The 25,103-nt window shown below is 70.8% G+C and carries 28 protein-coding genes; 13 read left to right on the forward strand and 15 right to left on the reverse strand.

The genetic code is table 11. The annotated features are described in order from the left end of the window. The first annotated feature begins 74 nt into the window (after nucleotides 1–74). Nucleotides 75–311 carry a hypothetical protein gene (locus AB0M56_RS09600; RefSeq protein ID WP_364172904.1) on the forward strand — a complete coding sequence of 79 codons (237 nt, stop codon included), beginning with the start codon at nucleotides 75–77 and terminating at the stop codon, nucleotides 309–311. Here AB0M56_RS09600 and AB0M56_RS09605 read toward each other — a convergent pair. The 4 genes from AB0M56_RS09605 to AB0M56_RS09620 all read right to left on the reverse strand — a co-directional run bounded on the left by AB0M56_RS09605 (nucleotide 298) and on the right by AB0M56_RS09620 (nucleotide 4,168). Continuing rightward, nucleotides 298–879 (reverse strand): TetR/AcrR family transcriptional regulator, encoded by a 582-nt coding sequence (locus AB0M56_RS09605; protein WP_364172907.1) that lies wholly within the window; start codon nucleotides 877–879, stop codon nucleotides 298–300. The two genes, AB0M56_RS09600 and AB0M56_RS09605, sit on opposite strands and share 14 nt — an antisense overlap. Further along, nucleotides 872–1,699 (reverse strand): oxidoreductase, encoded by an 828-nt coding sequence (locus AB0M56_RS09610; RefSeq protein WP_364172910.1) that lies wholly within the window; start codon nucleotides 1,697–1,699, stop codon nucleotides 872–874. Before AB0M56_RS09610 ends, AB0M56_RS09605 begins: the two co-directional genes overlap by 8 nt. Further along, on the reverse strand, nucleotides 1,696–2,562 hold the full coding sequence (locus tag AB0M56_RS09615; protein ID WP_364172913.1) for an aldo/keto reductase: 867 nt from the start codon (nucleotides 2,560–2,562) through the stop codon (nucleotides 1,696–1,698). The genes AB0M56_RS09610 and AB0M56_RS09615 overlap by 4 nt, the downstream gene beginning before the upstream one ends. A gap of 115 nt (nucleotides 2,563–2,677) precedes the next feature. Continuing rightward, nucleotides 2,678–4,168, reverse strand: coding sequence for a CoA-acylating methylmalonate-semialdehyde dehydrogenase (locus AB0M56_RS09620; RefSeq protein ID WP_364172916.1), 1,491 nt, complete (start codon nucleotides 4,166–4,168; stop codon nucleotides 2,678–2,680). 147 nt (nucleotides 4,169–4,315) lie between these two features. Between AB0M56_RS09620 and AB0M56_RS09625 the strand changes: the two genes are divergently transcribed. Next, nucleotides 4,316–5,965, forward strand: a complete 1,650-nt coding sequence (locus AB0M56_RS09625) for a PucR family transcriptional regulator ligand-binding domain-containing protein (RefSeq protein ID WP_364172919.1) — start codon at nucleotides 4,316–4,318, stop codon at nucleotides 5,963–5,965. Nucleotides 5,966–5,993: 28 nt separating this feature from the next. Further along, nucleotides 5,994–6,365 (forward strand): SSI family serine proteinase inhibitor, encoded by a 372-nt coding sequence (locus AB0M56_RS09630; RefSeq protein ID WP_364066719.1) that lies wholly within the window; start codon nucleotides 5,994–5,996, stop codon nucleotides 6,363–6,365. A gap of 51 nt (nucleotides 6,366–6,416) precedes the next feature. Here AB0M56_RS09630 and AB0M56_RS09635 read toward each other — a convergent pair whose 3' ends face one another. From AB0M56_RS09635 to AB0M56_RS09645, 3 genes are all read right to left on the reverse strand, one after another. After that, the gene (locus tag AB0M56_RS09635; RefSeq protein ID WP_364172921.1) at nucleotides 6,417–7,964 is read right to left on the reverse strand and encodes a DUF4173 domain-containing protein; all 1,548 of its coding nucleotides are present in this window, start codon (nucleotides 7,962–7,964) and stop codon (nucleotides 6,417–6,419) included. 72 nt (nucleotides 7,965–8,036) lie between these two features. Further along, nucleotides 8,037–9,083, reverse strand: a complete 1,047-nt coding sequence (locus AB0M56_RS09640; protein WP_364172924.1) for a HAMP domain-containing sensor histidine kinase — start codon at nucleotides 9,081–9,083, stop codon at nucleotides 8,037–8,039. Further along, nucleotides 9,080–9,775: a response regulator transcription factor gene (locus AB0M56_RS09645; protein WP_364172926.1), complete on the reverse strand. Its 696-nt coding sequence runs from the start codon at nucleotides 9,773–9,775 to the stop codon at nucleotides 9,080–9,082. The genes AB0M56_RS09640 and AB0M56_RS09645 overlap by 4 nt, the downstream gene beginning before the upstream one ends. Nucleotides 9,776–10,005: 230 nt before the next feature. On the opposite strand from AB0M56_RS09645, the gene AB0M56_RS09650 reads away from it, so the two are divergent. Genes AB0M56_RS09650 through AB0M56_RS09670 form a run of 5 tightly spaced genes read left to right on the forward strand, consistent with a single transcriptional unit; the run spans nucleotide 10,006 to nucleotide 15,288 of the window. Further along, a complete protein-coding gene (locus AB0M56_RS09650) occupies nucleotides 10,006–11,550 on the forward strand; it encodes an NCS1 family nucleobase:cation symporter-1 (protein WP_364172929.1) in 1,545 nt (514 codons plus the stop codon). After that, nucleotides 11,501–12,343, forward strand: a complete 843-nt coding sequence (locus AB0M56_RS09655) for a nitrilase-related carbon-nitrogen hydrolase (RefSeq protein ID WP_364172932.1) — start codon at nucleotides 11,501–11,503, stop codon at nucleotides 12,341–12,343. Before AB0M56_RS09650 ends, AB0M56_RS09655 begins: the two co-directional genes overlap by 50 nt. After that, nucleotides 12,343–13,725 (forward strand): dihydropyrimidinase, encoded by a 1,383-nt coding sequence (hydA, locus tag AB0M56_RS09660; protein ID WP_364172934.1) that lies wholly within the window; start codon nucleotides 12,343–12,345, stop codon nucleotides 13,723–13,725. Before AB0M56_RS09655 ends, hydA begins: the two co-directional genes overlap by 1 nt. A 7-nt stretch (nucleotides 13,726–13,732) precedes the next feature. Next, complete coding sequence (locus AB0M56_RS09665) at nucleotides 13,733–14,731, forward strand: TIGR03842 family LLM class F420-dependent oxidoreductase (RefSeq protein WP_364172937.1); 999 nt, start codon at nucleotides 13,733–13,735, stop codon at nucleotides 14,729–14,731. Nucleotides 14,732–14,769: 38 nt separating this feature from the next. Then, on the forward strand, nucleotides 14,770–15,288 hold the full coding sequence (locus tag AB0M56_RS09670; protein ID WP_364172939.1) for a pyridoxamine 5'-phosphate oxidase family protein: 519 nt from the start codon (nucleotides 14,770–14,772) through the stop codon (nucleotides 15,286–15,288). A gap of 7 nt (nucleotides 15,289–15,295) precedes the next feature. Here AB0M56_RS09670 and AB0M56_RS09675 read toward each other — a convergent pair whose 3' ends face one another. The 6 genes from AB0M56_RS09675 to AB0M56_RS09700 all read right to left on the reverse strand — a co-directional run bounded on the left by AB0M56_RS09675 (nucleotide 15,296) and on the right by AB0M56_RS09700 (nucleotide 19,068). Further along, a complete protein-coding gene (locus tag AB0M56_RS09675) occupies nucleotides 15,296–16,516 on the reverse strand; it encodes a serine hydrolase domain-containing protein (protein ID WP_364172941.1) in 1,221 nt (406 codons plus the stop codon). Between the two features lie 10 nt (nucleotides 16,517–16,526). Continuing rightward, entirely contained in the window at nucleotides 16,527–17,342 is an 816-nt protein-coding gene (locus AB0M56_RS09680; protein WP_364172943.1) for a siderophore-interacting protein, read from the reverse strand. Nucleotides 17,343–17,436: 94 nt separating this feature from the next. Continuing rightward, complete coding sequence (locus tag AB0M56_RS09685; RefSeq protein WP_364172945.1) at nucleotides 17,437–17,784, reverse strand: hypothetical protein; 348 nt, start codon at nucleotides 17,782–17,784, stop codon at nucleotides 17,437–17,439. Further along, entirely contained in the window at nucleotides 17,750–18,193 is a 444-nt protein-coding gene (locus tag AB0M56_RS09690; protein ID WP_364172948.1) for a hypothetical protein, read from the reverse strand. The genes AB0M56_RS09685 and AB0M56_RS09690 overlap by 35 nt, the downstream gene beginning before the upstream one ends. Further along, on the reverse strand, nucleotides 18,193–18,624 hold the full coding sequence (locus AB0M56_RS09695; protein WP_364172950.1) for a hypothetical protein: 432 nt from the start codon (nucleotides 18,622–18,624) through the stop codon (nucleotides 18,193–18,195). The genes AB0M56_RS09690 and AB0M56_RS09695 overlap by 1 nt, the downstream gene beginning before the upstream one ends. A gap of 36 nt (nucleotides 18,625–18,660) precedes the next feature. After that, complete coding sequence (locus tag AB0M56_RS09700; protein WP_364172953.1) at nucleotides 18,661–19,068, reverse strand: SgcJ/EcaC family oxidoreductase; 408 nt, start codon at nucleotides 19,066–19,068, stop codon at nucleotides 18,661–18,663. Between the two features lie 96 nt (nucleotides 19,069–19,164). On the opposite strand from AB0M56_RS09700, the gene AB0M56_RS09705 reads away from it, so the two are divergent. After that, nucleotides 19,165–19,872 (forward strand): TetR/AcrR family transcriptional regulator, encoded by a 708-nt coding sequence (locus tag AB0M56_RS09705; protein ID WP_364172956.1) that lies wholly within the window; start codon nucleotides 19,165–19,167, stop codon nucleotides 19,870–19,872. On the opposite strand, the gene AB0M56_RS09710 is transcribed toward AB0M56_RS09705, so the two are convergent. Together AB0M56_RS09710 and hemW are read right to left on the reverse strand one after the other, a co-directional pair. After that, a complete protein-coding gene (locus tag AB0M56_RS09710; protein ID WP_364172958.1) occupies nucleotides 19,862–20,782 on the reverse strand; it encodes an NADP-dependent oxidoreductase in 921 nt (306 codons plus the stop codon). The genes AB0M56_RS09705 and AB0M56_RS09710 overlap by 11 nt on opposite strands. A 72-nt stretch (nucleotides 20,783–20,854) precedes the next feature. Continuing rightward, nucleotides 20,855–22,063 carry a radical SAM family heme chaperone HemW gene (hemW, locus tag AB0M56_RS09715; RefSeq protein ID WP_364172961.1) on the reverse strand — a complete coding sequence of 403 codons (1,209 nt, stop codon included), beginning with the start codon at nucleotides 22,061–22,063 and terminating at the stop codon, nucleotides 20,855–20,857. Between the two features lie 269 nt (nucleotides 22,064–22,332). Here hemW and AB0M56_RS09720 point away from each other — a divergent pair, with 269 nt between their 5' ends. The 4 genes from AB0M56_RS09720 (at nucleotide 22,333) to AB0M56_RS09735 (ending at nucleotide 25,098) form a co-directional block, all read left to right on the forward strand. After that, on the forward strand, nucleotides 22,333–22,419 hold the full coding sequence (locus AB0M56_RS09720) for a putative leader peptide (RefSeq protein WP_364173493.1): 87 nt from the start codon (nucleotides 22,333–22,335) through the stop codon (nucleotides 22,417–22,419). A gap of 140 nt (nucleotides 22,420–22,559) precedes the next feature. Next, complete coding sequence (locus tag AB0M56_RS09725) at nucleotides 22,560–24,251, forward strand: nitrite/sulfite reductase (RefSeq protein ID WP_364172964.1); 1,692 nt, start codon at nucleotides 22,560–22,562, stop codon at nucleotides 24,249–24,251. Further along, a complete protein-coding gene (locus tag AB0M56_RS09730; RefSeq protein ID WP_354874043.1) occupies nucleotides 24,248–24,406 on the forward strand; it encodes an Insertion element protein in 159 nt (52 codons plus the stop codon). Before AB0M56_RS09725 ends, AB0M56_RS09730 begins: the two co-directional genes overlap by 4 nt. Then, entirely contained in the window at nucleotides 24,403–25,098 is a 696-nt protein-coding gene (locus AB0M56_RS09735; protein WP_364172967.1) for a phosphoadenylyl-sulfate reductase, read from the forward strand. Before AB0M56_RS09730 ends, AB0M56_RS09735 begins: the two co-directional genes overlap by 4 nt. The last annotated feature ends 5 nt before the right edge of the window (nucleotides 25,099–25,103 follow it).

Here is a 25,103-nt window from a genome sequence, read left to right on the forward strand (position 1 = left end):
GCCGACCACTTCAACCGCAAAGGCCGACTGCATCGGCCCAGAACCGGCAGATCGTCAACATCGCCTTCTGGCTCGTGGTGATCGTATTCGTGTTCGGCGCCTTCGCATTGGCCACGCTGCCCTACGGCACCACCGACATCATCGTCGCCGCGGTGGCGATCGGGGTCGGCATGGCGTTGTGTGCCCGGTACTGCCTCTACCGGCGCCCGATCTTGCCTAGCACCCTCCACGCACGAATCCGGCCCGACGAGGACAAGGCGATCGTCCTCATCCCCCACCGCAAGCAGATCGTCAACGTCATTCCCGCCTGAGCAGGCCCTCCAAGGCCGCCGACGAGAGGGCGTCCGCTTCCGATTCGGTCAGCGGCGCGTGTCCGGTGAGGCGGCGGAAGATCAAGGGGCCGAAGAGGATGTCCGTGGCCGTTTCCGCAGAAACCGACGGGGAAGCCAGACCTGCGGCCACCAAGCGTTGCCACAAAACAGAAATAGCCGCCCTCCGACCGTCCAAAAAGAACTCCCGAAAAAACGGGGCGGCCGGAGGGTCGGTGACGCACGCGGCCAGCAGCTGCGCGAAGACCTCCCCCTTCGAACCCGCGTAGAAAGCACTGACCCGCCGCACTTGCTCGACCAAGTCGGCTCGCGGGTCGCCCGAAGACGGCAGCGGCAGGGCATCTGCCATCTCCCGGCCGAATGCTTCCGCGGCCAGAGCCGTGCGGCTGGGCCAGTGCTTGTACAACGTCGCCTTGCTGACCCCGGACCGGGCGCTGATGGCGTCGACCGTGGCGGCCGGGAGGCCGCCCTCGGCGAGCAGGGCGCGCGCCGCCTCGAGCGCGCACGTGTGGGCGCGCGCGCTGCGAGGCGAGAGCACCGGCTCAGCCATGGTCTGTCGACACCGAAAGCTCGCGCCAGCGGGAAAGTTCATCCCGGACGAAGTCCAGTTTCGCTTCGACGCGGGCCACGGAGTCGGCGCCCAGCTGGATCCGCAGCGGCGGCGAAGGAGAAGCCACGACAGAAACGATCGCCGACGCCGCCTTGCGCGGGTCGCCAGGCTGGGCGTGGTTGCGGGAATCGGCCGCGGCGCGCATGGAGCCGGCGGTGGTGGCGTAGTCGGCGATCTCCTCGTCCGCCCGGTGCAGGCTCGACGCGTCGAGGAAGTCCGTGCGGAAGAAGCCCGGCTCGACGACCGTCACGTGCACGCCGAGCGGCGCCAGTTCCCCGTGCAGTGCCTCGGAAAGCGCCTCGACGGCGAACTTCGTCGCGCCGTACACGCCCCAGCCCGGGCCGGTCGTGAAGCCGCCGACCGAGCTGATGTTCACCACGTGCCCCGAACGCTGGCGCCGCAACACCGGCAGCACCGCGCGCGTCACCGCGAGCAGGCCGAAGACGTTGGCGTCGAACACGGCGCGCACCGCGGCATCCGACGCCTCCTCCACCGCGCCGAGCAGCCCGCGGCCGGCGTTGTTCACCAGCACGTCGATGCGCCCGAACCGGTCGAGCGCCGCCCCGACGGCTTCCGACGCCTGAGCAGAGTCGGTGACGTCGAGCTCCACCGCCAAAACCGAGGGATCGCCGGGGAACTCCTTCTCCACGGCCGACGCCTGGCGCGCGGTGGCCACCACCTGGTCACCGCGCTCCAGCGCCGCCCGCGCGATCTCGAGGCCGAAACCCCGCGACGCGCCGGTGACGAACCAGACGCTCACCGAGAAGCCGCCGCGCTCAGCGCTGCGAACTCGTCGTCGGTCAGCTCGATCTCGGCCGCCGCCACGTTGTCCTCGAGGTGCTCGACGCTGGAGGTGCCCGGGATCGGCAGCATCACCGGCGAACGCTTGAGCAGCCACGCCAGCGCGAGCTGCGAAGGCGACGCGCCATGCTCCTTCGACACCTGCGAAAGCGGGCTGTCCGGACCCGCCAGCGAACCCGTGGCCAACGGGAACCACGGGATGAACGCGATACCCGCGGCGGTCACGTGGTCCAGCAGCGGCTCCGAGTAGCGGTCGGCCAGGTTGAAGCGGTTCTGCACCGAGACGATCGTGGCCGTCTTCTGGGCCTCGACGAGATCCTCGACCGAGACCTCCGACAGGCCGATGTGCCGGATCTTCCCCTCCGACTGCAGCGTGGCGAGCTCCCCGACCTGGTCCGCGACGGGCACCTTCGGGTCGATGCGGTGCAGCTGCAGCAGGTCGATGCGCTCGAGGCCGAGGTGGCGCAGGTTCAGCTCCACCTGCTGGCGCAGGAACTCGGGCCGTCCGACGGGGATCCACTGGTTCGGCCCCTGCCGCGTGAAACCGGCCTTGGTGGCGATCACCAGGTCGTCGGCGTACGGGTGCAGGGCCTCGCGGATGAGCAGGTCGGCCACGAACGGGCCGTAGGAGTCGGCGGTGTCGATGAGGTTGACCCCGAGCTCGACGGCCCTGCGCAGCACGCGCACGGCCCCCTCCGGGTCACGCGACTCGCCCCACACGCCGGGGCCGGGCAGCTGCATCGCGCCGAACCCGAGCCGCACGACGGGCAGGTCCCCGCCGATCGCGAACGTGCCGGACGACTTCGCGGGCTGTGCTGACATGGAACGTTCTCCTTCAAAAGTGAACTGAACGTACAGTTCACTTTACGCCCGTTCCGGCGAGCCCGCCAACCTGGCCCGGGTGCAGCACCCCGCGAAGCTGCCCCGGACCAGGAGATCAGGTGTTCTTCGGGAAGCCCAGGTTCACCCCGGCGTGCGAGGTGTCCGGCCAGCGCGAGGTGACCACCTTGGTGCGCGTGAAAAAGTGGAAGCCCTCGGGCCCGTACGCGTGGGTGTCGCCGAAGAGCGAGTCCTTCCAGCCGCCGAACGAGTAGTACCCGACCGGCACCGGGATGGGCACGTTCACGCCGACCATGCCCACCTCCACCTCGTTCTGGTAGCGCCGCGCGGCCGCGCCGTCGCCGGTGAAGATCGCGGTGCCGTTGCCGTACGGGCTGGCGTTGACCAGGCCGAGCGCGTCGTCGAAGCTCGTCGCGCGCGCCACCGACAGCACAGGGCCGAAGATCTCGTCGGTGTAGACCGACATCCCGGGTCCGACGCGGTCGAACAACGTCGGGCCGAGCCAGAACCCGTCCCCCGCGATCTCGATCCCCCGGCCGTCCACCACGAGCTCCGCGCCCTCGGCGACACCGGCGTCCACATAGGACGTCACGCGCTGGTGGTGCGCCTTCGTCACGAGGGGACCCATCTCCGACTCGGGTTCGCGGCCGTCGCCGACGCGCAGCCGGGTCATCCGCTCGGTGATCTTCGCGACCAGCTCGTCGCCGACCGGGTCGACGGCCACCACCACCGACACCGCCATGCACCGCTCCCCCGCGGACCCGAATCCCGCCGACACCGCGGCGTCGGCGGCGAGGTCGAGGTCGGCGTCGGGCAGCACGACCATGTGGTTCTTCGCCCCGCCGAGCGCCTGCACGCGCTTGCCGTGGCGGGTGCCCGTCTCATAGACGTAGCGCGCGATCGGGGTGGAGCCGACGAACGAGATCGCCTTGACGTCGCGGTGTTCCAGCAGCCCGTCGACCGCGGCCTTGTCGCCGTGCAGCACGTTGAGCGCGCCTGCGGGCAACCCGGCCTCGGCGAGCAACTCCGCGATGAACAGCGCCGCCGACGGGTCCTTCTCGCTCGGCTTGAGCACCACGGTGTTGCCGCACGCGAGCGCGTTGGGCACGAACCACAGCGGCACCATCGCGGGGAAGTTGAACGGCGAGATCACCCCGACCACGCCCAGCGGCTGCGCGATCGAATACACATCCACGCCGGTGGAGGCGTTCTCGCTGAAGCCGCCCTTCAGCAGCTGCGCGGCGCCGCACGCGTACTCGACGTTCTCGATGGCCCGCGCGATCTCGCCGGCCGCGTCGGACTCGACCTTGCCGTGTTCGCTCGTGATGATCTTCGCCAGGTCGTGCTTGCGCGCCGACAGCAGCTCGCGGAACGCGAACAGCACGCGCGTGCGCCCGGCCAGCGACGTGCCGCGCCATCCCGGCAACGCGGCCGCGGCAGCCGCCACCGCCTGGTCGACCTCGGCCTGGCCCGCGAAGTCCACCTTCGCCCGGACCTCGCCGGTCGCGGGGTCGTACACGTCGCCGGTGCGCCCGGCCACGCCGGTGTACGGCTTGCCGTCGATCCAGTGGCTGATGCGGTCGGTCACAGCGTCGGCTCCTCGCGTCGGGGGGCACTTGTCTCTCCCGAGTCTCGGCTCGCGCGCCACGCGGACGCCATCGGCAACGTGTACGGAGTCCCGCGCCCGGCCGTACAGTCTGTGCCTGCCGGTGTGCGAAAGAGGGGCGAGAACCGGATGTACCCGACCGTGTCCGAGGTGCTCGCGCTACCGGCCCTGCGCCAGGGCCGGCCGCACGTCGTGGCGGGCAGCGCGGGGCTCGACCGGCCGGTGCGCTGGGCGCACGTGGCCGAGGTCGCCGACATCGCCCACCTCCTGCGCGGCGGCGAGCTGGTGCTCACCACCGGCGTCGCGCTGCCGGACGACGGCCCGTCGCTCGCCCGTTACGTCGCGGACCTCGCCGAGGTCGGCGTCTCGGGCGTGGTGGTGGAGCTGGTCCGGCATTGGAGCGACCGCCTGCCGAACGCCCTGGTCGAGGCGGCCGAGCACCGCGGCCTGCCGCTGATCACGCTCTCCCGCGAGACCCGCTACGTCGCCGTGACCGAGGCCGTGAACGGGCTGATCGTCGACGCGCAGGTGGCCGAGCTGCGCGCGGCCGAGCGGGTGCACGAGACGTTCACCGCGCTCACCGTCGCGGGCGCGGAGCCCGGGGTGGTGCTCGGCGAGGTCACGCGGCTGACCGAGCAGCCGGTGGTGCTGGAGACGCTGGCTCACGAGGTGCTCGCCTACGACGCGGCCGGCACGGATCCCGCCGAGCTGCTCACGGGCTGGCCGGCGCGCTCGCGCGTGGTTCAGCTCGGTGAACGCACGGGTTACCACGCGAACGCGGGCTGGCTCGTGACTGTGGTCGGCGCCCGCGGCCACGACTGGGGCCGGCTGGTGCTCGTCTGCGCGGAACCGCCGCCGCACCGCCACCGCGTGGTGGCCGAACGCGCGGCATCGGCGCTGGCCGTGCACCGGCTGGTGGCCCGCGACTCCGACACGCTGGAACGCCTGGCCCACCGGGCGGTGGTCACGGAACTGCTGGCTTCGCCGGCGCCGTCGGTGGAACTGCTCGCGCGGGCGTCGGCGCTGGCCGTGCCGCTGACCGGGCGGCGCCTGATCGGCCTCGCGGTGCGCCCGCGCATCACCGCCACCACGCGGCAGGCACTGTCGACGCCGCTGCTGCTGCGGGAGCTGGCCGAGGCGACGGCGCTGGCCGCGCGGCGGGCGAAGGTGTCGGCGCTCGTCGCGACCGACGAGACGGGCGTACGGGCCTTGCTCGCCCTTTCGCCCGAGGCGCATGCCGACGCCGTGCTGCAGCGGCTGGCCGCCGACATCCACGAGGCCCGCGCGAGCGCGCCCGCCGTGCTCGCCGTCGGCACGACCGTGACGGGGCCCGCCGAGGCCCGGCGGACGCTGGTCGAGGCCGCGCAGGTGGCCGCGGCCGCGTTGAGCGAAGAAACCGAACGGCCGCTGCACCGGCTGCGCGACGTGCGGCTGCGCGGCCTGCTGCACCTGCTGGCCGACGACGAGCGCGTGACGTCCTTCGCCGCGCGCGAGCTGGGGCCGCTGCTGCAGCGCGACGCCGCTTCGGGCAGCCGGCTGGTGCAGGCGCTGCGGCACTACTGCGCCCACGGCGGCAACAAGTCGGCGGCGGCCGTCGCGGCTCACACCTCGCGCACGGCGTACTACCAGCAGCTCGCGCGGATCGAGCAGGTCCTCGGCGTGCGGCTGGAAGACCCGGAGTCGATGTTGTCGCTCTACGTCGCGCTCCTGGCCCACGACCTGACCGGTGACCCCACCCTTTCGGGGGAGGAAAACTCACCCGGACGTGCAGCACAGTGATCAGCTTCCGGCTGCCGATAGCCGAAGTATGGTGTTTTCTTCCTTCGCTCCGATCGCCGCGTGCGTGCTCGGCCTCAGTGGTGTCGCGGCCCCGCAGCTGCCCGCGTCCACGCTCCAGCTGAGCCTGCACGAGACGACGGGCCGCCTCAGCTCGGTTTCGCTCACCTGCGACCCGGCCGGCGGCAGCCACCCCAAGTCCGACGCCGCCTGTGCCACCCTCACGGGCGTCGACGGCGACATCGCCCACATCAAGCCGCGGCTGCAGCGCTGCACGATGATCTACTCGCCGGTCGACGCGGCCGCCTTCGGCACGTGGCACGGCAAGCCCGTCACGTTCCACGCCACGTTCTCGAACAAGTGCGCGGCCGATGCCCAGACCGCGGGCGTCTTCGGCTTCTAGAAGCACAGTGGCTTCTAGAAACACAGTGGCCTCTAGAAACACAGTCGGCTTCTAGCAGTGTCCCGGCGGCGGTAGCTCGACGTCGAGCGCCCTGGCCCGGCTGAGGTTCCAGCCGGGCCAGCTGTCGTCGTCCAGCCGCAGCAGCATCGGGCCCAGCACGCAGTCGGCGTCCGGCAGCCGTTCGGCGACCACGGGGAAGATGTCGGTGGAGAACCCGCGCAGGTAGGCCAGGTCGAGCGATTTCCCGTGCTGCGCGCGGTCGATGTTCGCGCCCGCGATGAGCGCTTCCGGGTTCGCGACGGCGAGGGCCAGCAGCGCGCCGGCGGCCGTCGCGATGGCCGCGCGCGGCAACCAGGACGAGCGCAGGGTGACCAGCGCCGCCCCGACGAGCAGAAACACGCAGCCGAGCCAGAGCTCGCAGACCTCCACGAGCAGCCGCAGCACGGTGAAGCCGTAGGCCTGCTGGTACGTCCACATGCGACTGAGCGCCGACACCACGAGCACGAGGCTCAGCGCCGCCAGCGCACCGAGCAACACCCGCTGCCGCAACCGTTCCGCGGCCGTCTCCCGCGGCGCCCAGCGCAACGCCAGCGCGATGATGCCCAAGGTGAGCACCGTGCACGCGCACAGCTGCCAGAAGCCGCCGCGAGCGTATTCGGCCGAGGTGAGGCCACCGGTGCGCAGCACGTAGTCCGTGCCACCGAACAACTCCACGAGCCGGACCACGACGTAGGCGGCGAACAGCACCACCAGCGTCACGAGCGGGACCGTCCACAGGAGACTGTCACCCTGGGCTTTGCGGGTGCCGTCGATCGCCCGGCGCGGTGGCGCGGCCAGCACGTGGTACGCCCCCGCCGTGCCGAACGCGCCGGCGCAGAACAGGAATCCCCACTGCACGGCCGAATCCGCGCGCAGATCGGGCACGAGCGCCCCGACGAAGTGCGCGAACGTCGCGTCCGCGCTCGTCAGCAACGGCAGGAACACCGCCAGCACCGCGGCCGCGCCGAGCGTGGCCCCCAGCACCCGGCCGCGCTGCGTCCCCCGGCCCCTCAGCCCGCGCGCCACCCACGGGATCGCGTGGAACGCCTCCAGCGGCACGGCGAGCGCGTCGTAGAGCGCCGAGTTGACCGACCGCGGCCCCACCACCGCCAGCGACCCGGCCACCAACGCGGCCACGACGCACAGCCCGAACAGCCACTCCGACGCCCGCAGCGCCCCGACCGCCACCAGCGCGAGCGCCAGCGCCGCCCATGCGACGCTCGCCCGCCGGGTCTTCTTCTCCGCCCGCGCGCGGCGATCCACGACCACGATCAACGCCGTCACCACCAGCGCCGCCAGCAGCCACCCGATCCCCGGCCGGTCCAATGGCACCAACGTCGCGGTCACCACGCCGGCCACCGCGACGGCCGGCAACACCCCGGCCACCATCGGCACCACCGCCGACTTCGGCACGGGCCGCACCAGCACCGGCGTGAACGGCTCGGCGACGGCGACGCCACCGCCCGCGTCCGTGGTGGGTGGGGCAGCCCCCTCGCCTGCCCCACCCACCGCGTTCTCCGGGGGTACCGCGTGGGCCGGTCTCGGCTTTTCCTCGGTCACGAAACAGCCTCCGTGTTCGCGTTGGCAAATCATCGAGTGTGGCAGCTCCCCCACCGGGACGCACCAGGAAGATCAGGTCGGCAAGGTCACGCGGATCCGGCACCCCGGCGCCATGCCGGGTACGACGTCGGCCGGGGGTTCGACGACGGCGATGGTCCCGCCGTGCAGCTCCACAACCCAGCGCGCAATGGCCAGGCCGAGTCCGGTCCCACCGCCACCGGCGCGTTCACCGCGGGTGAAGCGTTCGAAGACGCGGTCGCGGTCGGCGGCGGGGATGCCGGGGCCTTCGTCGCGGACCTCGATGCGGGTCTCCCCCGCGTTCACGACGGCGCGGACCTCCACCGAACCACCCGCGGGACCGTGCCGGGCGGCGTTCTCCAGCAGATTCACCACGACCTGGTACAGCCGCTCGCGATCCACCCGCACACACGCACCCGGGGGCGACACGGACACGTCGAAGCGCACGCCGCGCCCCGCCGCTGCGGCCATGGCCTCCGCCTCGGCGGCGACCTCGGCCAGCAGCTCCTCCAGGTCCACACGCGAAAGGTCCAGCGACAACGTGCCGGCGTCGATGCGCGAGAGGTCCAGCAGCTCGGTGACGAGCCGGCCCAGCCGTTCGCTCTGGTGCAGGGCCGTGCGCAGCGTCGCGGCGTCGGGCGAGGAAACGCCGTCGACGAGATTCTCCAGCACGCCGCTCAACGCGGTGATGGGCGTGCGCAGCTCGTGCGAGACGTTCGCGATCAGCTCGCGCCGCTGCTGGTCCGCGGTCGCGAGGTCGGCGGCCATCTGGTTGAACGCCTGGGCGAGCGACCCGACCTCGTCGCGGGCCGTCGCGCGGATGCGGCGCGTGTAGTCACCCTTCGCCATCGCGCGGGCCGCCGCGGTCATCTCGCGCAGCGGCCGCGTCATGCCGTGGGCCAGGATCTGCGACGTGACCAGCGCGATGAACATGGCCGTGATCGTGGTCGCGGGCGGCAGCCAGCCGATGCGGGACCAGAAGAAGAGAAACGCGATCGCCCCCGCGGCCAGCATGAGAATCGCCAGCTTGAGCTTGATCGACCGGATCGGGTCGAGCGGCCGCGGCAGGAAGTCGACGGCCTTCGACAGCAGCGCCTTCACGCCGGCACCTCCAACGCGTACCCGACCCCGTGGACAGTGCGGATGAGGTCCGCGCCGAGCTTGCGCCGCAGTGCCTTGATGTGGCTGTCGACCGCGCGCGTGCCGGCGCCGCCCGTCGGCACGTCCCAGTCCCACACCTCGCTGAGCAGCCGTTCCCGTGGCTGGACCGCTCGTGGCCGCCGCGCGAAGTGCACCAGCAGGTCGAACTCGATGGGCGTGAGCTGCGCGGGCACGCCGGCACGGGCCACCCGGCGCTGGTCGATGTCGATCTCCAGGTCGCCCAGCACGATCCGCTCCGGGGCCGTGACCTGCGCGGACCGTTCCACCCGCCGGAGCAGCGCGCTCACGCGGGCGCTGAGCACGCGCATCGAGAACGGCTTGGTCAGGTAGTCGTCGGCACCCACGCCGAGGCCCACGAGCAGGTCGGTCTCGTCGGCGCGCGCGGTGAGCATGAGCACCGGCACCGGCCGCCGCGCCTGGATCCGGCGGCAGACCTCGAGCCCGTCGAACCCCGGCAGCATCACGTCGAGCACCACGAGGTCCGGGCCGAACTCGGCTTCGGCCGCCACCGCGGCCGGACCGTCGTGGGCCACGTCCACGGTGAACCCCTCGGCCCGCAGCCGGGCCGCGATCGACGCGGCGATCGTGAGGTCGTCCTCGACGACCAGCACCCGCCGTCCCCCTTTGTCCATGCCGCTGACTCTAGGGAAGCAGCGTGGAGGCCATCCGGGCGAGCTGTGGAGATCTTGTGGAGAACTCCCGTCGTGTTTCGGTCACTTTGCACCGAAGATACGAGCAAATTGTGACGCACGTCATGCACTGCCGGGCGGCGGAGCGCAATCGACAGTCTGCGCCGAGCGCACGCGAAGAGTGAACAGTCTGCCTCTGCCACGTGCCCTCGACCGGCGCGCAGGATTCCGCAATGGAGCCGACGACACGCGAACACGCCGACGGCCGCGTGGACCTCGCCGATGTGCGGTCCCTCGCGGTCAGCCGGTTCTTCAACGAGGAACTGGCCCCCGTCCCCGTCGCCAAACGCACCTGGACCACGTACAACTACTTCGCGCTCTGGATGGGGATGGCGCACAACATCCCCAGCTACGCCCTGGCCGCGTCGCTCATCGCGCTCGGCATGAACTGGGTCCAGGCGCTCATCACGATCACCATCGGCAACATCGTGGTGCTCGCGCCGATGCTGCTCAACAGCCACGCCGGCACGAAGTACGGCATCCCGTTCCCGGTGTTCGCCCGCGCGTTCTACGGCCTGCGCGGCGCGAACCTGGCCGCGCTGCTGCGCGCGTTCATCGCGTGCGGCTGGTTCGGCATCCAGACGTGGGTGGGCGGCGAGGCGATCTACGTGATCATCGGGCGCCTGGCCGGTTCCGGCTGGCGCGACGCGACGGTGGTGTGGGGCCAGCACTGGACGCTGTGGCTGAGCTTCGCCGTGTTCTGGATCGTGCAGATGCTGATCATCTGGCGCGGCATGGATGCGGTGCGCAAGTTCGAGAATTGGACGGCGCCGCTCGTGTCGGTCGGGTTCCTCATCCTGCTCGGCTACGTGCTCGTCAAGGCCGGTGGCCTCGGCCCGATCCTCGAAGACGGCGGCAAGCTCGGCTGGGGCGCGGACTTCTGGAAGGTGTTCGCGCCGTCGCTCATGGCGATGATCGCGTTCTGGTCCACCCTCTCGCTCAACATGCCGGACTTCACGCGCTTCGGCGGCAGCCAGCGCAAGCAGGTGCGCGGGCAGATCCTGGGCCTGCCGACCACGATGACGTTCATCGCGATCGTTGCGATTCTCACGACGTCGGGCGGGCACGTGCTCTACGGCGAGGACATCTGGGACCCCGCGCAGCTCGCCGACCGCTTCTCGAGCCCGGTCGTGGTCGTCGTAGCGCTGGTGGCGCTGGTGCTGGCCACGATCTCGGCGAACCTGGCGGCCAACGTCGTGAGCCCGTCCTACGACTTCTCCAACGCTTTCCCGAAGCGCATCACCTTCGCGATCGGCGGCCTGATCACGGGCATCCTCGGCATCGCGATCCAGCCGTGGCGGCTCTACTCCGACCCGAGCAGCTACATCTTCGCGTGGCTCGGGTTCTACGGCGGCCTGCTCGGCGCCGTCGCCGGTGTGCTCGTGGCCGGCTACTGGGTGGTCAACCGGACGCGGCTTCGGCTGCGCGACCTCTACACCCGCGACGGGATCTACTGGTTCCGCGGCGGCTGGAACTGGCGTGCCCTCGTCGCGACGCTGGTGGGCGCGGTGCTCGCCGTCGGCGGAGCCTATGGCGGGCCGTTCCCCGCGGACGGTCTCATCCCGTTCCTCAAACCGCTCTACGACTACAACTGGGCGATCGGCTTCGCCAGCGCATTCCTCGTGTACGTGCTGCTCGCCCTGCCTGCGAAGAAGAAGGAGGAGACAAGTGAGCGACCTGGTTCGAGCCGCATTGATCCAGCAGCGGTGGACGGGTGACAAGGACTCGATGATCGCGAACGCCGTCGACGCCATCGGCAAGGCGGCCTCGCAGGGCGCCCAGGTCGTGTGTCTGCAGGAGCTGTTCTACGGCCCGTACTTCTGCCAGATCCAGGACGCCGACTACTACTCCTACACCGAGGGCATCCCCGACGGGCCGACCACGAAGCTCATGCAGGAAGTGGCCGAGCGCCACGGCGTGGTGCTGGTGGTGCCGATGTACGAGCAGGAGCAGCCGGGCGTCTACTACAACACCGCGGCGGTGATCGACGCGGACGGCAAGTACCTCGGCAAGCACCGCAAGAACCACATCCCGCAGGTGAAGGGGTTCTGGGAGAAGTTCTACTTCCGGCCCGGGAACATGGGCTACCCGGTGTTCGACACGGCGGTGGGCCGTATCGGCGTCTACATCTGCTACGAGCGCCACTTCCCCGAGGGCTGGCGCGCGCTGGGCCTGGCGGGGGCGAAGATCGTGTTCAACCCGTCGGCGACCAGCCGGGGCCTGTCGGAGTACCTGTGGCGACTGGAGCAGCCGGCGGCCGCGGTGGCGAACGAGTACTACGTGGGCACGATCAACCGCGTCGGCGTGGAACCCCTGGGCGACAACGACTTCTACGGCCAGTCGTACTTCGCGGACCCGCGCGGGCAGCTCGTGGGCGACGCCGCTTCGGACACCGAGGAGGAGATCGTGGTACGCGACCTCGACATGGGCCACCTCGCCGAGGTGCGTGACCTGTGGGCGTTCTACCGCGACCGCCGCCCGGACAGCTACGGCCCGCTGACGGAGGCCTGATGACCACGCTCATCAAGGGAGGCCAGGTCGTCTCGCCGTCGGGCGCCGTGCTCGCCGACGTGCTGGTGGACGGCGAGCGCATCGCCGCCGTCGCCGCGCCCGGCGTGCTCAGCGCCGACGAGACGATCGACGCCACCGGCAAATACGTGCTGCCCGGCGGGATCGACGCGCACACGCACATGGAGATGCCGTTCGGCGGCACGCACTCGGTGGACACGTTCGAGACCGGCACCACCGCCGCGGCGTGGGGCGGGACGACCACGATCATCGACTTCGCCGTGCAGGCCAAGGGCACGTCGTTGCAGTCCACGCTGGACAAGTGGCACTCGAAGGCCGACGGCAACTGCGCGATCGACTACGGGTTCCACATGATCATGTCGGACGTGAACGACTCCACACTGAAGGAAATGCAGTCCTGCGTGGACGCAGGCGTCGGATCGTTCAAGATGTTCATGGCCTACCCGGGCGTGTTCTACTCGACCGACGGCGAGATCCTGCTCGCGATGCAGCAGGCGCGTGAGATCGGCGCGACGATCATGATGCACGCGGAGAACGGCATCGCGATCGACCAGCTGGCCGCGCAGGCGGTGGCGTCCGGCAACGTCGACCCGTTGCAGCACGGCCTCACGCGGCCGCCGCAGCTGGAGGCCGAGGCGACGTCGCGGGCCATCACGCTCGCGGCCGTGACGGGCGCCCCGCTCTACATCGTGCACCTCTCGGCGTCGCAAGCGCTTGCGGCCGTGGCGGAGGCGCGCAGCGACGGGCAGAACGTGTTCGCCGAGACGTGCCCGCAGTACCTGTACCTGTCGATCGAGGACCTGGCGCGGCCGGGTTTCGAGGGCGCGAAGTTCGTGGCGTCGCCGCCGTTGCGGGACAAGTCGCACCAGGCGGACCTGTGGCGCGGGCTGCGGACCAACGACCTGTCGGTGGTTTCCACGGACCACTGCCCGTTCTGCTTCAAGGACCAGAAGGAGCTCGGCCGCGACGACTTCCGCGCCATCCCCAACGGGATGCCTGGCGTCGAGCACCGGATGGACCTGTTGCACCAGGGCGTGGTCGCGGGCGAGATCACGCTGGGCCGCTGGGTCGAGACGTGCTCGGCGACGCCGGCGCGGATGTTCGGGCTGTATCCGCGCAAGGGCGTGATCGCGGCGGGGTCGGACGCGGACATCGTGATCTACGACCCCGCGGCGACGCAGACGTTGTCGGCTTCGACGCACCACATGAATGTGGATTACTCGGCGTACGAAGGGTTTTCGCTGGCCGGGAAGGTCCACACTGTCCTGTCGCGGGGCCGGGTCGTGGTGTCGCCGGCCGGGTTCAGCGGCTCGGCCGGGCACGGGAAGTTCCTGTCGCGCGGACTCAACCAATACTTGAGCTGAGGGTCGGATGGATTTCGGGATCGTGCTGCAGACGGACCCGCCGGCGTCGGACGTCGTGCGGCTGATGAAGGCCGCGGAGGACCAGGGGTTCCGGTACGGCTGGACGTTCGACTCGTGCGTGCTGTGGCAGGAACCGTTCGTGATCTACTCGCGGATCCTGGCGGAGACGTCGTCGCTGGTGGTGGGTCCGATGGTCACCTCGCCGGCCACGCGCGACTGGTCGGTGATGGCGTCGACCTTCGCCACGCTCAACGACATGTACGGCAACCGCACGGTGTGCGGCATCGGCCGCGGCGACTCGGCGCACCGGGTCGTCGGCAACCCACCGTCCACTTTGGCCACGGTGCGCGACTGCATGCGCGTGGTGCGCGACCTCGCCGAGGGGCGCGAGGTCACGATGAACGACACGGCCGTGCGGATCCCGTGGATCCGCAACGGGCGGCTGGAGATGTGGATGGCCGGCTACGGGCCGAAGGCGCTGAAGACCGTGGGCGAGCACGCCGACGGCTTCATCCTGCAATGCGCCGACCCGGCCATCGCGCGCTGGACGATCGGCGCGGTCCGTGAGGCCGCGCGCGCCGCGGGGCGCGACCCGGGTGGCATCACGATCTGCTTGGCCGCGCCCGCGTACGTCGGCGAAGACCTCGCCCACCAGCGCGAGCAGCTGCGCTGGTTCGGTGGCATGGTCGGCAACCACGTCGCGGACCTTGTCGCGCGCTACGGCGATTCCGGCCCGGTGCCGCACGAGCTCACCGACTACATCCGCGCCCGCACCGGCTACGACTACAGCCACCACGGCCGCGCCGGCAACCCGTCCACCGACTTCGTGCCGGACGAGATCGTCGACCGGTTCTGCCTGCTCGGGCCCGCCCCCGCGCACATCGCGCGCCTGCAAGAGCTCGCGGAGCTGGGCGTGAACCAGTTCGCCCTGTACCTGATGCACGACGAACGCGAGAAGACGCTCGCCGCGTACGGCGGGCAGATCGTCGGCGAGCTCACAGCTTAGGGCTGTCGATTCTCGGTGCCGCCGTTCGACGCGTTGACATGACTGAACCCACCCGCACCCGAAACCTGGACATCTACGGCCACGCCGAACTCCCCTGGAGCCGCGCCCGCGACCTGCTCGCCCGCGACTCCGCGAGCGTCGACCTGACCTTCTTCCTCACCACCGTCCGCCCCGACGGCCGCCCCCACACGGCCGGCGTGGGCGCCCTGTGGGACTCCGAGGCGCTGTACTTCACCAGCGGCCCGGGCACCCTGAAGTCGCGTCTGTTGGCAACCAATGCGGCCTGCAGCGTCGGCGTTCGCTTGCAGGGCATCGACTTGACGCTGGAAGGCTCCGCGACGCGCGTGGCAGACCCCGCCACCGTCGCCCACCTCGCCGCCGTCTACCACGCCAACGGCTGGCCGGTCACCGCCGACGGGGACACCTTCACCGCGCCGTACAGCGCACCGAGCGCGGGTCCGCCGCCTTGGTACGTCTACCGCTTCGACCTGCGCACCGCCTTCGGCATCGCCACAGCCGAACCCCACGGCGCCACGCGGTGGGATTTCTCCGAGTGAACGCCGGTCAGTCGACCAGCGCCTGATACACCAACTGCCGCAACTGCTGCCGGATCGGATGCGTACTCGACGGCAGCAGCTGCGTGTAGAACGCCACCGTCAGATCCTCATCCGGATCCACCCAGAACGCGGTCGACGCGGCCCCGCCCCACGCGTACTCACCGGCGCTCGACAGGGTCTTCGCCTTCACCGGGTCCTCGAGCACCGAGAAGCCCAGGCCGAACCCGAACCCGTCGAACGGCATCTCCGCGAACAGCGGCCGACCGTAGGCCTCCAGGTCGACGTGGCTCGGCAGGTGGTTGCTCGCCATCATCGACACCGTCCGCGGCCCCAGGATCCGCGCACCGTCCAAAGCGCCGCCGCGCAGCAGCATCTGCGTGAAGCGGTGGTAGTCGGCGGCAGTGGACACGAGCCCGCCGCCACCCGAGAACGAGTCCGGGCGCGCAACGCCGATAGAGCCGAACGCCTCGTTGCGGGTGGGCAGCTTGGTCCGCGGGTGCGCGACATACAGTGCCGCCAGCCGGTCCGTGTCCTTGGTGAAGAAGCCCGTGTCCGTCATGCCCAGCGGCCCGAAGATCCGCTCCGCGAAGACCTCGTCCAAGGACTTGCCCGCGAGCACCTCCACGAGGCGGCCGAGGACGTCCGTGGACACCGAGTAGTTCCATTCGCTGCCCGGCTGGAAGACGAGCGGGAACTCGGCGAGGGCGCGGGTCGAGGCGGCCAGGTCCAGACCGGGCGGAGTGCCCCATTCGAAGCCCGCCGCGCGGTAGATCGTGTCGATGGGGTGTGTGTGGTGGAAGCCGTAGGTCAGGCCGCTGGTGTGGGTGAGCAGGTGCCACAGGCGAATGGGCTCGGTCGCGGGCACCGTCAGCGGGCTCAGCGCCGAGCCCTTCACGTACACCTGCGGCGCCGCGAACTCCGGCAGCCAGCGGGAGATCGGGTCGTTGAGGTCGATCACGCCCTCTTCGACGAAGGTCATCGCCGCCACCGAGGTGATCGGCTTGGTCATCGAGAAGATGCGCCAGATGGTGTCGTGTTCCACGGGGGCACCCGATTCGACGTCCCGCTTGCCGTGGGAAGCGACGTGGACGATCCGCCCCTGCCTGCTCACCACCGCGAGGTAACCGGGCAGCCGCCCGTCGTCCACATAGGCGTCGAACAGCCGGTCGATCCGCTTCAGACGGTCAGCGTCGAACCCCGCCGAAGACGGGTCGGTCTCCAGGTTCATGCCGGCGACATTACGCCCTCTCGCGTGCCCGCTCGGCCGCCTTCTCCTCGCGCCACGCCTCGTCGTTCTTGCCCTCGCGCCAGTACCCGGAGATCGACACCGAATCCTTCGGCACGCCGCGCTCGGCGAAGAGGTAGCGCCGCAGCTCGCGCACGAACCCGGCCTCGCCGTGGACGAACGCGTGCACGTCCTCCCCCGGCCACGGCAGCGCCTTCACGGCGGCCGCGAGGTCCGCGCCGGACGACCGGTGCAGCCACCTGATCTGCGCGTCGGCCTTCGTCACCAGCGGCTGCTCCTCCGAGGCGTCGGACACCAGCAGGAACACGTGCGCCCGGGCACCGGCCGGCATGACCTCCAGCGACGCGGCGATGGCCGGCAACGCGGCCTCGTCACCCACGAGCAAGTGCCAGCCCGCGTCGGCGCGCGGCGCGTACACGCCACCGGGGCCCGAGAGCAGCAGCTCGTCGCCCGGCTGCGCCCGCATGGCCCACGGTCCGGCCAGCCCCTCGTCGCCGTGCACCACGAAGTCGAGCACGAGCTCGCCGGCCGCTTCGTCGTAGGACCGCACGGTGTACGAGCGCATCCGCGGGCACTGCTCACGCGGCAGCTCCGCGCGGATGCGCTGCAGGTCGAACGGCTCCGGGTATTCGACGCCCGGCACCTTGAAGATCACCTTCACATACGCGTCGGTGAACGCGTTGGGCTGGAAATCGCGCAGGCCTTCGCCCCCGGCCACGATCCGGATCATGTGCGGGGTCAGGTTCTCCTTGCGCAGAACCGACAAGCGCACGCCCGGGTTTCCCTTGCGCGCCGGAGCATCGGCCATCGGACACCACCCAATCACTAAGGCTTACCTAATCCGGGTCCCACCGTACGCGCCCCTCCCCGGTCCCGACCAGCGGCACTGGTCACGTCGCAGGTCAGGCAACGGCAAGCCCCTCGGCCACCACCACGCCGTCGTGCAGGACCGTCCGGTCCCGGCCGCGGTCCATCACCGCGCTCGTCGGTGTCTCCCCGTCCACCAGGACGAGGTCCGCCCGATCGCCTGCCGCGAGCCCCGGGCGGTCCGACACCCCGGCCAGGCGGGACACGTCGTGGCTCATGATCGACGCCCCGCCCATCGTCGCCACGGCCAAGGCCAGCCCGATGTGCTCGTCCCGGCGGAATCCGCGCGTGAACGCCAGCTGCCAGGTCCGGTCCAGCAGATCGCAGTTGCCGTACGGGCTCCAGTAGTCACGCTGCCCGTCCTCGCCCAGCCCGATCCGCACGCCGGCGGAAACGAGGTCCAGCAAGGAAAGCTGTCCGGTGGACGACGGCGCCACCGTGGTCATCGCGACGTCCGGTTCGGCGAAGTCGGCGGCTCACCGACTCGGAGATCGAGCCCAGGTCATACGCGTGCGACATCGTCACCTTGCCGCGCAGGTCCAGCGCCCGGACGCGCTCGAGCACCAGGTCCGTCGAGAACAGGCCGAGGTGGCCCGGCTCGTGCAGGTGGATGTCCACTTCGACCTGGTGCTTCTCCGCCAGGCCGAAAACCGCGTCCAGGTGGCCCTTCGGGTCGCGGTCCAGCGTGCACGGGTCGATGCCGCCGATCACGGTCGCGCCGGAACGCAGCGCCGCGTCCAGGACGTCCAGCGTGCCCGGTTCGCGGAGGATGCCCGCATGGGCGAACGCCATCACGTGCACCTCGGCCCGGTCCGCGAACCTCTCCTTCGCGGCCAGCACGGCGTCGAGCTTCCCAGCCCGCAGTCGACGTCGACCTGGGCGTAGCTGTGGACCCGGGTGGTGCCGTGCGCGATCATCCGCTCCAGCGTGCCCGCCACCCGTTCCGGCAGCGGCACCTCGGCCGACCGCCAGTTCTCGCGGTCGTTCGTCATCATCGCCCACACGCCGGGGCCGCCGGTGTGGGGACGGAACGGCAGGCCGATCCGCGTCGAATCCAGGTGCACGTGGACGTCGCTGAACGACGGGACCAGCAGCCGACCCCGGCCCTTCACCGCACCGGGTGCCGGCGCCGGGTCGTGCGGGCGGACCGCCGCGATCCGGTCGCCGGTCAGTTCGACGTCGCTGCGCTCGCCGCCCCAGGGCCGGACATCACGGATCAACACAGGCAAGACCGTAGCGCAGCCCTCCGGCGAAACGCGTCACGCCGCCGCGCGCGGATCGCTGACCCGAGTGTTCTGGAACGCCGTGATCAACCAGCCCGCTTCCGCGCGGACCAGCACGAACGTCACCGTGCTCTCGCGCCCCTGGGCCACGGCGTCGCCCCCGTCGAGCGCCGAACCGCCGCCGGACACGACGATCGCGACGTCCTCGCGCGGGAAGCGCACCGACGCGTCGCCGGGTCCCCCGATCGTCGAACCCCGCAGCGGCCCCTCGAACAACGCGCGGTGCGAGCTCTCGATCAGCTCCCGGCCGGGCAGCTGCATCCCGAAGAACGTCACGTAGTCGGCGTCTTCGGTGAACAGGCTCGCGAACGCGGCGGCGTCGCCGCTGTTCCACGCGCCGGCGAGACGGCTGAGCACGGCGAGGACTTCTTCTCGATCGGCCATGGTGAACTCCTTGTCGAACGGCGTTCGTTCTAACGAACACCGTTCTATCGACGAACGCCGTTCGAGTCAAGGCCCGATTCGTCTAGGCTGCTGTCCATGACCGTCCCGCCCCCGCCGTGGCGCCGTAGCCCGAGCCCCCGCCGGCGCGCCAAAAAGCCGGTGTTGTCACGGGATCTGGTGGTGAAGACGGCGCTGCAGATGCTCGCCGCCGAAGGCTTCGAAGCCGTGTCGATGCGACGGATCGCGCAGCAGCTGGAGACCGGGCCCGCGTCGCTCTACGCACACGTGGCCAACAAGGAGGAGCTCGACGAGCTCATGCTCGACGCGGTGCTCGGCGACGTGCCGGTGCCGGAACCGGATCCGGAAAACTGGGCCGAGCAGGTGAAAGAGCAGGTGCGGCAGCAGGTCCGCGCGATGGTGGCCTACCCCGGCATCGCGAAGGTCGCGTGGAACACGCCGGTGCCCGTCACGCCCAACTCGCTGCGCCAGGGCGAGGCGATGCTCGCGATCCTGCGCGCCGGGGGCTTGGATCTGAAGCAGGCGGTGTACGCGGGCGACGCGTTGAGCTTGTACGCCAAGGCCTACGCCTACGAGGCGAGCAGCTGGACGTTCGGCGACTACGACGAGGCGGAAGTCGCCGAACGCGGCCATCAGATGGCCGACTACATGCGGTCCCTGCCGGCCGGTGCGTTCCCGAACCTGTTGCGGTCCGGGCAGTTCTTCACCGGCGAGACGAGCAAGGACCGCTTCGAGTTCGCCCTCGCGATGTTCGTGGGCGGACTGCAGAGCCTCGTCAGGGCTTGAGCACGATCTTGCCGCGCGTGTGGCGCTGCTCCAGCTCACGGTAGGCGTCCTGCACCCGCGCCAGCGGGTACGTGGCCGCGACCGGCACCTCGAGCAGTCCCTTGTCCACCAGCGCGGCGAGGTCGCGCATGACCTCGGCGCTCGCGGCGGCCATGTTGCCGTCGGTCTTCACGTTGTACTTCTGCGCGGCGGCGAAGTCGATCACGGTGTCGATCCGTCCCGTGTAGACACCCAGGCGCAGCGCCAGCTCGACGTACCCGTCGCCGTAGGTGTCGATGAACGCGTCGACCTTGCCCTCGGTGACCTCGCGGATGCGCTCTTCGAGACCCTCGCCGTAGGCCACCGGGAACACGTCCTGCTCCTGCAGCCACGCGTGGTTGGCCTCGCTCGCGATCCCGACCACGGTCGCGCCGGTGAGCTTCGCCAACTGCACGACGAGGGAGCCGACGCCGCCCGCGGCACCGGACACCACGAGGGTGTCGTCCTCGTGCAGGCCGGTCGCGCGCACCGCGGCGTACGCGGTGGTGCCGGCGACGAACAGCCCGCCCGCCGCTTCCCACGACACGCCACTGGGCTTCGGCGTCAGGTTTTCGGCGTCGACCAGCACGAACTCGGCTTGGCTGGCGCGCGTGTGCACGAAGCCGATGACCTCGTCGCCGACCTGGATCTCTTCGACGTCCGCACCCAGCTCGGCGACGACGCCGGCGAGGTCACTGCCCTGCCCGGACGGGAACGTCGAGGGGAATTGCTGCGCGAACACGCCTTCGCGGATGGCGGCTTCACCGGGGTTGATCCCGGCGGCTCTGACCTCCACGAGCACCTGGCCGGGGCCGGGCACGGGACCGGCGACTTCTTCCACCCGCAAGACGTCGATCCCGCCGTGTTCGCTGTACCTGACCGCCTGCGGCATGCGCGACTCCCTCGCTCGTCGATACTTCGACCAACGAACCATCCGCCGGGTTTATGCCCGCTGAGCGAAAATTCAGCCGGCCAGGCGCCGGACCACACCGTCGGCGAGCAGCCGCCCGCGGTCCGTCAGCACGGCGCGGCCGCGACTGTCCAGAACGGACGGTTCCAGGAGTCCTTCCGCCGCCGCGGCACGGGCTTCGGCGATGCCCGCGGCGTCGAGTGCGTCGAGCGCGAGTCCTTCCGCGACACGGAGTTCGAGCATGATGCGTTCGAGGTGCCGGTCCTCTTCCGTGAGCAGCTCACGGCCGGCTTCCGGGCTGTTTCCCTCGGCCAGCAGCGACGCGTACTTGGCCGGGTGCTTGACGTTCCACCAGCGCACGCCGCCCACGTGGCTGTGCGCGCCGGGGCCCGCGCCCCACCAGTCGCCGCCCTGCCAGTAGCCGAGGTTGTGCCGGCAGCGGGCCGCGTCGTTCGTGGCCCAGTTGGACACCTCGTACCAGCGCAGGCCGGCGGCCGAGAGCACGGAGTCGATCATCTCGTAGTCGGTGGCGAGCACGTCGTCGTCGGGCGCGGGCAGCTCGCCGCGGCGCACGCGGCGGGAGAGCGCGGTGCCCTCCTCCACGATCAGCGCGTACGCCGACACGTGGTCCACGCCCGCGGACAGCACGGCGTCGAGTGAGGCCCGCAGGTCCTCCGGGCGCTCGCCGGGCGTGCCGTAGATCACGTCGAGGTTCACGTGCTCGAACCCGGCGGCCCGGGCCTCGCGCGCGGCGTCCACGGGCCGGCCGGGGGTGTGCACGCGGTCGAGCACCTGCAGCACGTGCTTCGCGGCCGACTGCATCCCCAGCGACACCCGCGTGTACCCGGCCGCCCGGATGCGTTCGAAGAACTCCGGCGAGGTCGACTCGGGGTTGGACTCGGTCGTCACCTCGGCGCCCGGGGCCAGCCCGAACGCGCCGCGCACGACGTCCAGCACCTCCGCCAGCCCGTCGGCCCCCAGCAACGACGGCGTGCCCCCGCCCACGAACACCGTGTCGGCCGCCGGCGGCTCGCCCAGCACCCGCGCGGCCAGGTCCAGCTCCTGGCGCAGCCCGTCGAGCCACGACCGGGGCGACGCCGCGGAGCCCAGCTCACCGGCGGTGTAGGTGTTGAAGTCGCAGTACCCGCAGCGCGTCGCGCAGAACGGCACGTGCACGTAGACGCCGAACGGCCGCCGCCCCAGCCCCTCCAGGGCGCTTTCGGGCAATCCGGTCTCGGCAGGCAGCTCGGCTACGTCAGGCACGACGTCCATTGTCCCTCGCCCTGCCGCGGTGTTCCCCCGGCCCTGGGCCACCCGGGCGGAAGTTCGGCGGCCGAACGAACCACACCGGCACCCCGCCCGGCCCGAACCCCGGCCGAGGGACCGCCCAGAGAATCCCCGCCGCGCCGCAAAACCGCAGGCAGCGAGCTCGATCACCCACACCGGCGACCCACCCGCAAGCCCTCCGCAAGAGCCCTCCCACGATCCGGACGCGCTTGGACCACGTTCTGGACGCGTGGTTATCTGGGCCGGTGAGTCCTGCCGGTGTCCTTCTCGTGGCGCGCCGCCACGTCGACCTTCTGCGGGTCGCGAGCGCGCTCTGCCGGCCTGTCCACTGACTCCCGACGCCCGACCCAGCCCACCACGCTCAGCCCTCGAAGCTGGACCGCAGGCGCCGGACCCGCCGCGATCCCCCGTTGCCCGCCACGAAGCGGCCCGGCAGGAGCGGCGTCCGGAGCCACGAACCGGAGGACTCCTCATGGCCTCACCCACGCGCGAAACCCCCGCGAAGAGCCGCCCGCGGCAGAAGCGCGGCGAGGGACAGTGGGCGCTCGGCTACCGAGAGCCGCTGAACCCCAACGAGCGGTCGAAGAAAGACGACAACCCGCTCAACGCCCGCGCACGCATCGAGAACATCTACGCCCGCGGCGGCTTCGACTCGATCGACCCGGGTGACCTGCGCGGCCGCTTCCGCTGGTTCGGCCTCTACACCCAGCGCAAGGAAGGCATCGACGGCGGCCGCACGGCCACGCTCGAGCCCGAAGAGCTGGACGCCCGCTACTTCATGATGCGCGTGCGCCTCGACGGCGGCCTGCTCACCACGCAGCAGCTCGCCGTGCTGGCGGAGATCTCGCAGACGCACGCGCGCGGCACCGCCGACATCACCGACCGGCAGAACATCCAGTACCACTGGATCCGGATCGAGGACGTCCCCACGATCTGGCAGAAGCTCGAGAACGCGGGCATGACCACCATGGAGGCGTGCGGCGACAGCCCGCGCGTGATCCTGGGCTCGCCCGTCGCCGGGATCGCGGCCGACGAGATCATCGACGGCACCCCCGCCATCGAGGAGATCAAGCGCCGCTACATCGGCGACCCGCAGTACGCGAACCTGCCGCGCAAGTTCAAGACCGCCGTGTCGGGCCAGCAGGACGTGGCGCACGAGATCCACGACGTCGCGTTCGTCGGCGTGAACCACCCCGAGCACGGCCCGGGCTTCGACGTCTGGGTCGGCGGCGGCCTGTCCACCAACCCGATGATCGGCCAGCGCCTCGGTGCCTGGGTGCCGCGCGACGAGGTGCCGGACGTGTGGGAAGGCGTGATCAGCGTCTTCCGCGACTACGGCTACCGCCGCCTCCGCTCGCGCGCCCGCATCAAGTTCCTGGTCAAGGACTGGGGCGCCGCCAAGTTCCGCGAGGTGCTGGAGGAGAAGTACCTCAAGCGCCCGCTGCTCGACGGCCCCGCACCGGAGGTGCCGCCCGCCCCGATCGACCACGTCGGCGTGCACAAGCAGGTCGACGGCAAGTTCTACGTCGGCGCCGCGCCCGTCGCCGGCCGCGTGAACGGCGAGACGCTGCTGGCCGTGGCCAAGGCGGCCGAACGCGCGGGGTCCGAGCGCGTGCGCCTGACGCCGCAGCAGAAGCTCGTGGTCCTCGACGTGCCCGAGGCCGAGGTCCCGGGCCTGGAGACGGAGCTGAAGGAGCTGGGCCTGCACACCAAGCCCTCGCCGTGGCGGCGCAGCGTGATGGCGTGCACCGGGCTGGAGTTCTGCAAGCTCGCCATCGTCGAGACCAAGGCCCGCGCGCTGGCGCTGGTCACCGACCTCGAGAAGCGCCTCGCCGACGTCCAGGGCGACCTGGAGAACCCCGTCAGCGTGCACCTCAACGGCTGCCCCAACTCGTGCGCTCGCATCCAGACCGCCGACATCGGGCTCAAAGGCCAGATCGTCACCGACGCCGACGGCCGCCAGGTCGAGGGGTTTCAGGTGCACCTCGGCGGCGGTCTCGGCCTCGACGCCGGGTTCGGCCGCAAGCTGCGCGGGCACAAGGTCGTCGCCGACGAACTGGTCGACTACGTCGAGCGCGTGGTCCGCGCCTACCTCGACGGGCGTGAGCCCGGCGAGCGTTTCGCGCAGTGGGTCGGGCGTGCCGACGAAAGCCTGCTGCAGTGACCTCCACAGAACGAGCGGTGCCCTACTATTGCCCGTTCTGCGGCGATGAGGACCTGCGCCCCGCCGAAGACGGCGGCTGGCTCTGCGGTGCGTGCCGGCGCGGGTTCTCGGTGAAGTTCCACGGACTGTCCCTACCGGAGGAGACGCTCGGATGACGGCCACAGCTGACTACCGGACCCTGGCCGAACGCGCGGAGAAAGAGCTGGCCCAGGCCACGGCTGCCGAAGCCCTGCGCTGGACCGTCGAGCAGTTCGGCGACGACTTCATCGTCGCGTCGAACATGCAGGACGCCGTGCTCATCGACCTGGCCACCCAGGCCAAGTCCGATGTGGACGTTTTGTTCCTCGAGACCGGGTACCACTTCCCGGAAACGATCGGCACGCGCGACGCCGTGCAGACCGTCTACCCCGACGTGACGATCGTCAACGCGCAGGCCGCGCAAAGCGTGGCCGAGCAGGACGCCGAGTACGGCAAGAACCTCTTCGAGCGCGACGCCACCCAGTGCTGTTTCCTGCGCAAGGTCGTGCCGCTGCGCGACACGCTGGCGAAGTACTCGGCGTGGGTCACCGGCGTGCGCCGCGTGGACGCGCCGACGCGCGCGAACACCCCGATCGTCACCTGGGACGAGCGCAACGGCCTGGTGAAGGTCAACCCGCTCGCCGCGTGGACCGACGACGAGTTCAACGGCTACATCCGCGACCACGGCGTGCTCGAGAACCCGTTGGTGTCGGTGGGTTATCTGTCCATCGGCTGCGCGCCGTGCACGGCGAAGGTCGAGGCCGGGCAGGACCCGCGCAGCGGCCGCTGGGCCGGCCAGTCGAAGACCGAGTGCGGACTGCACGGCTGAGGAAG

The organism is Amycolatopsis sp. NPDC051372, from assembly GCF_040682095.1.
Classification (GTDB): domain Bacteria; phylum Actinomycetota; class Actinomycetes; order Mycobacteriales; family Pseudonocardiaceae; genus Amycolatopsis.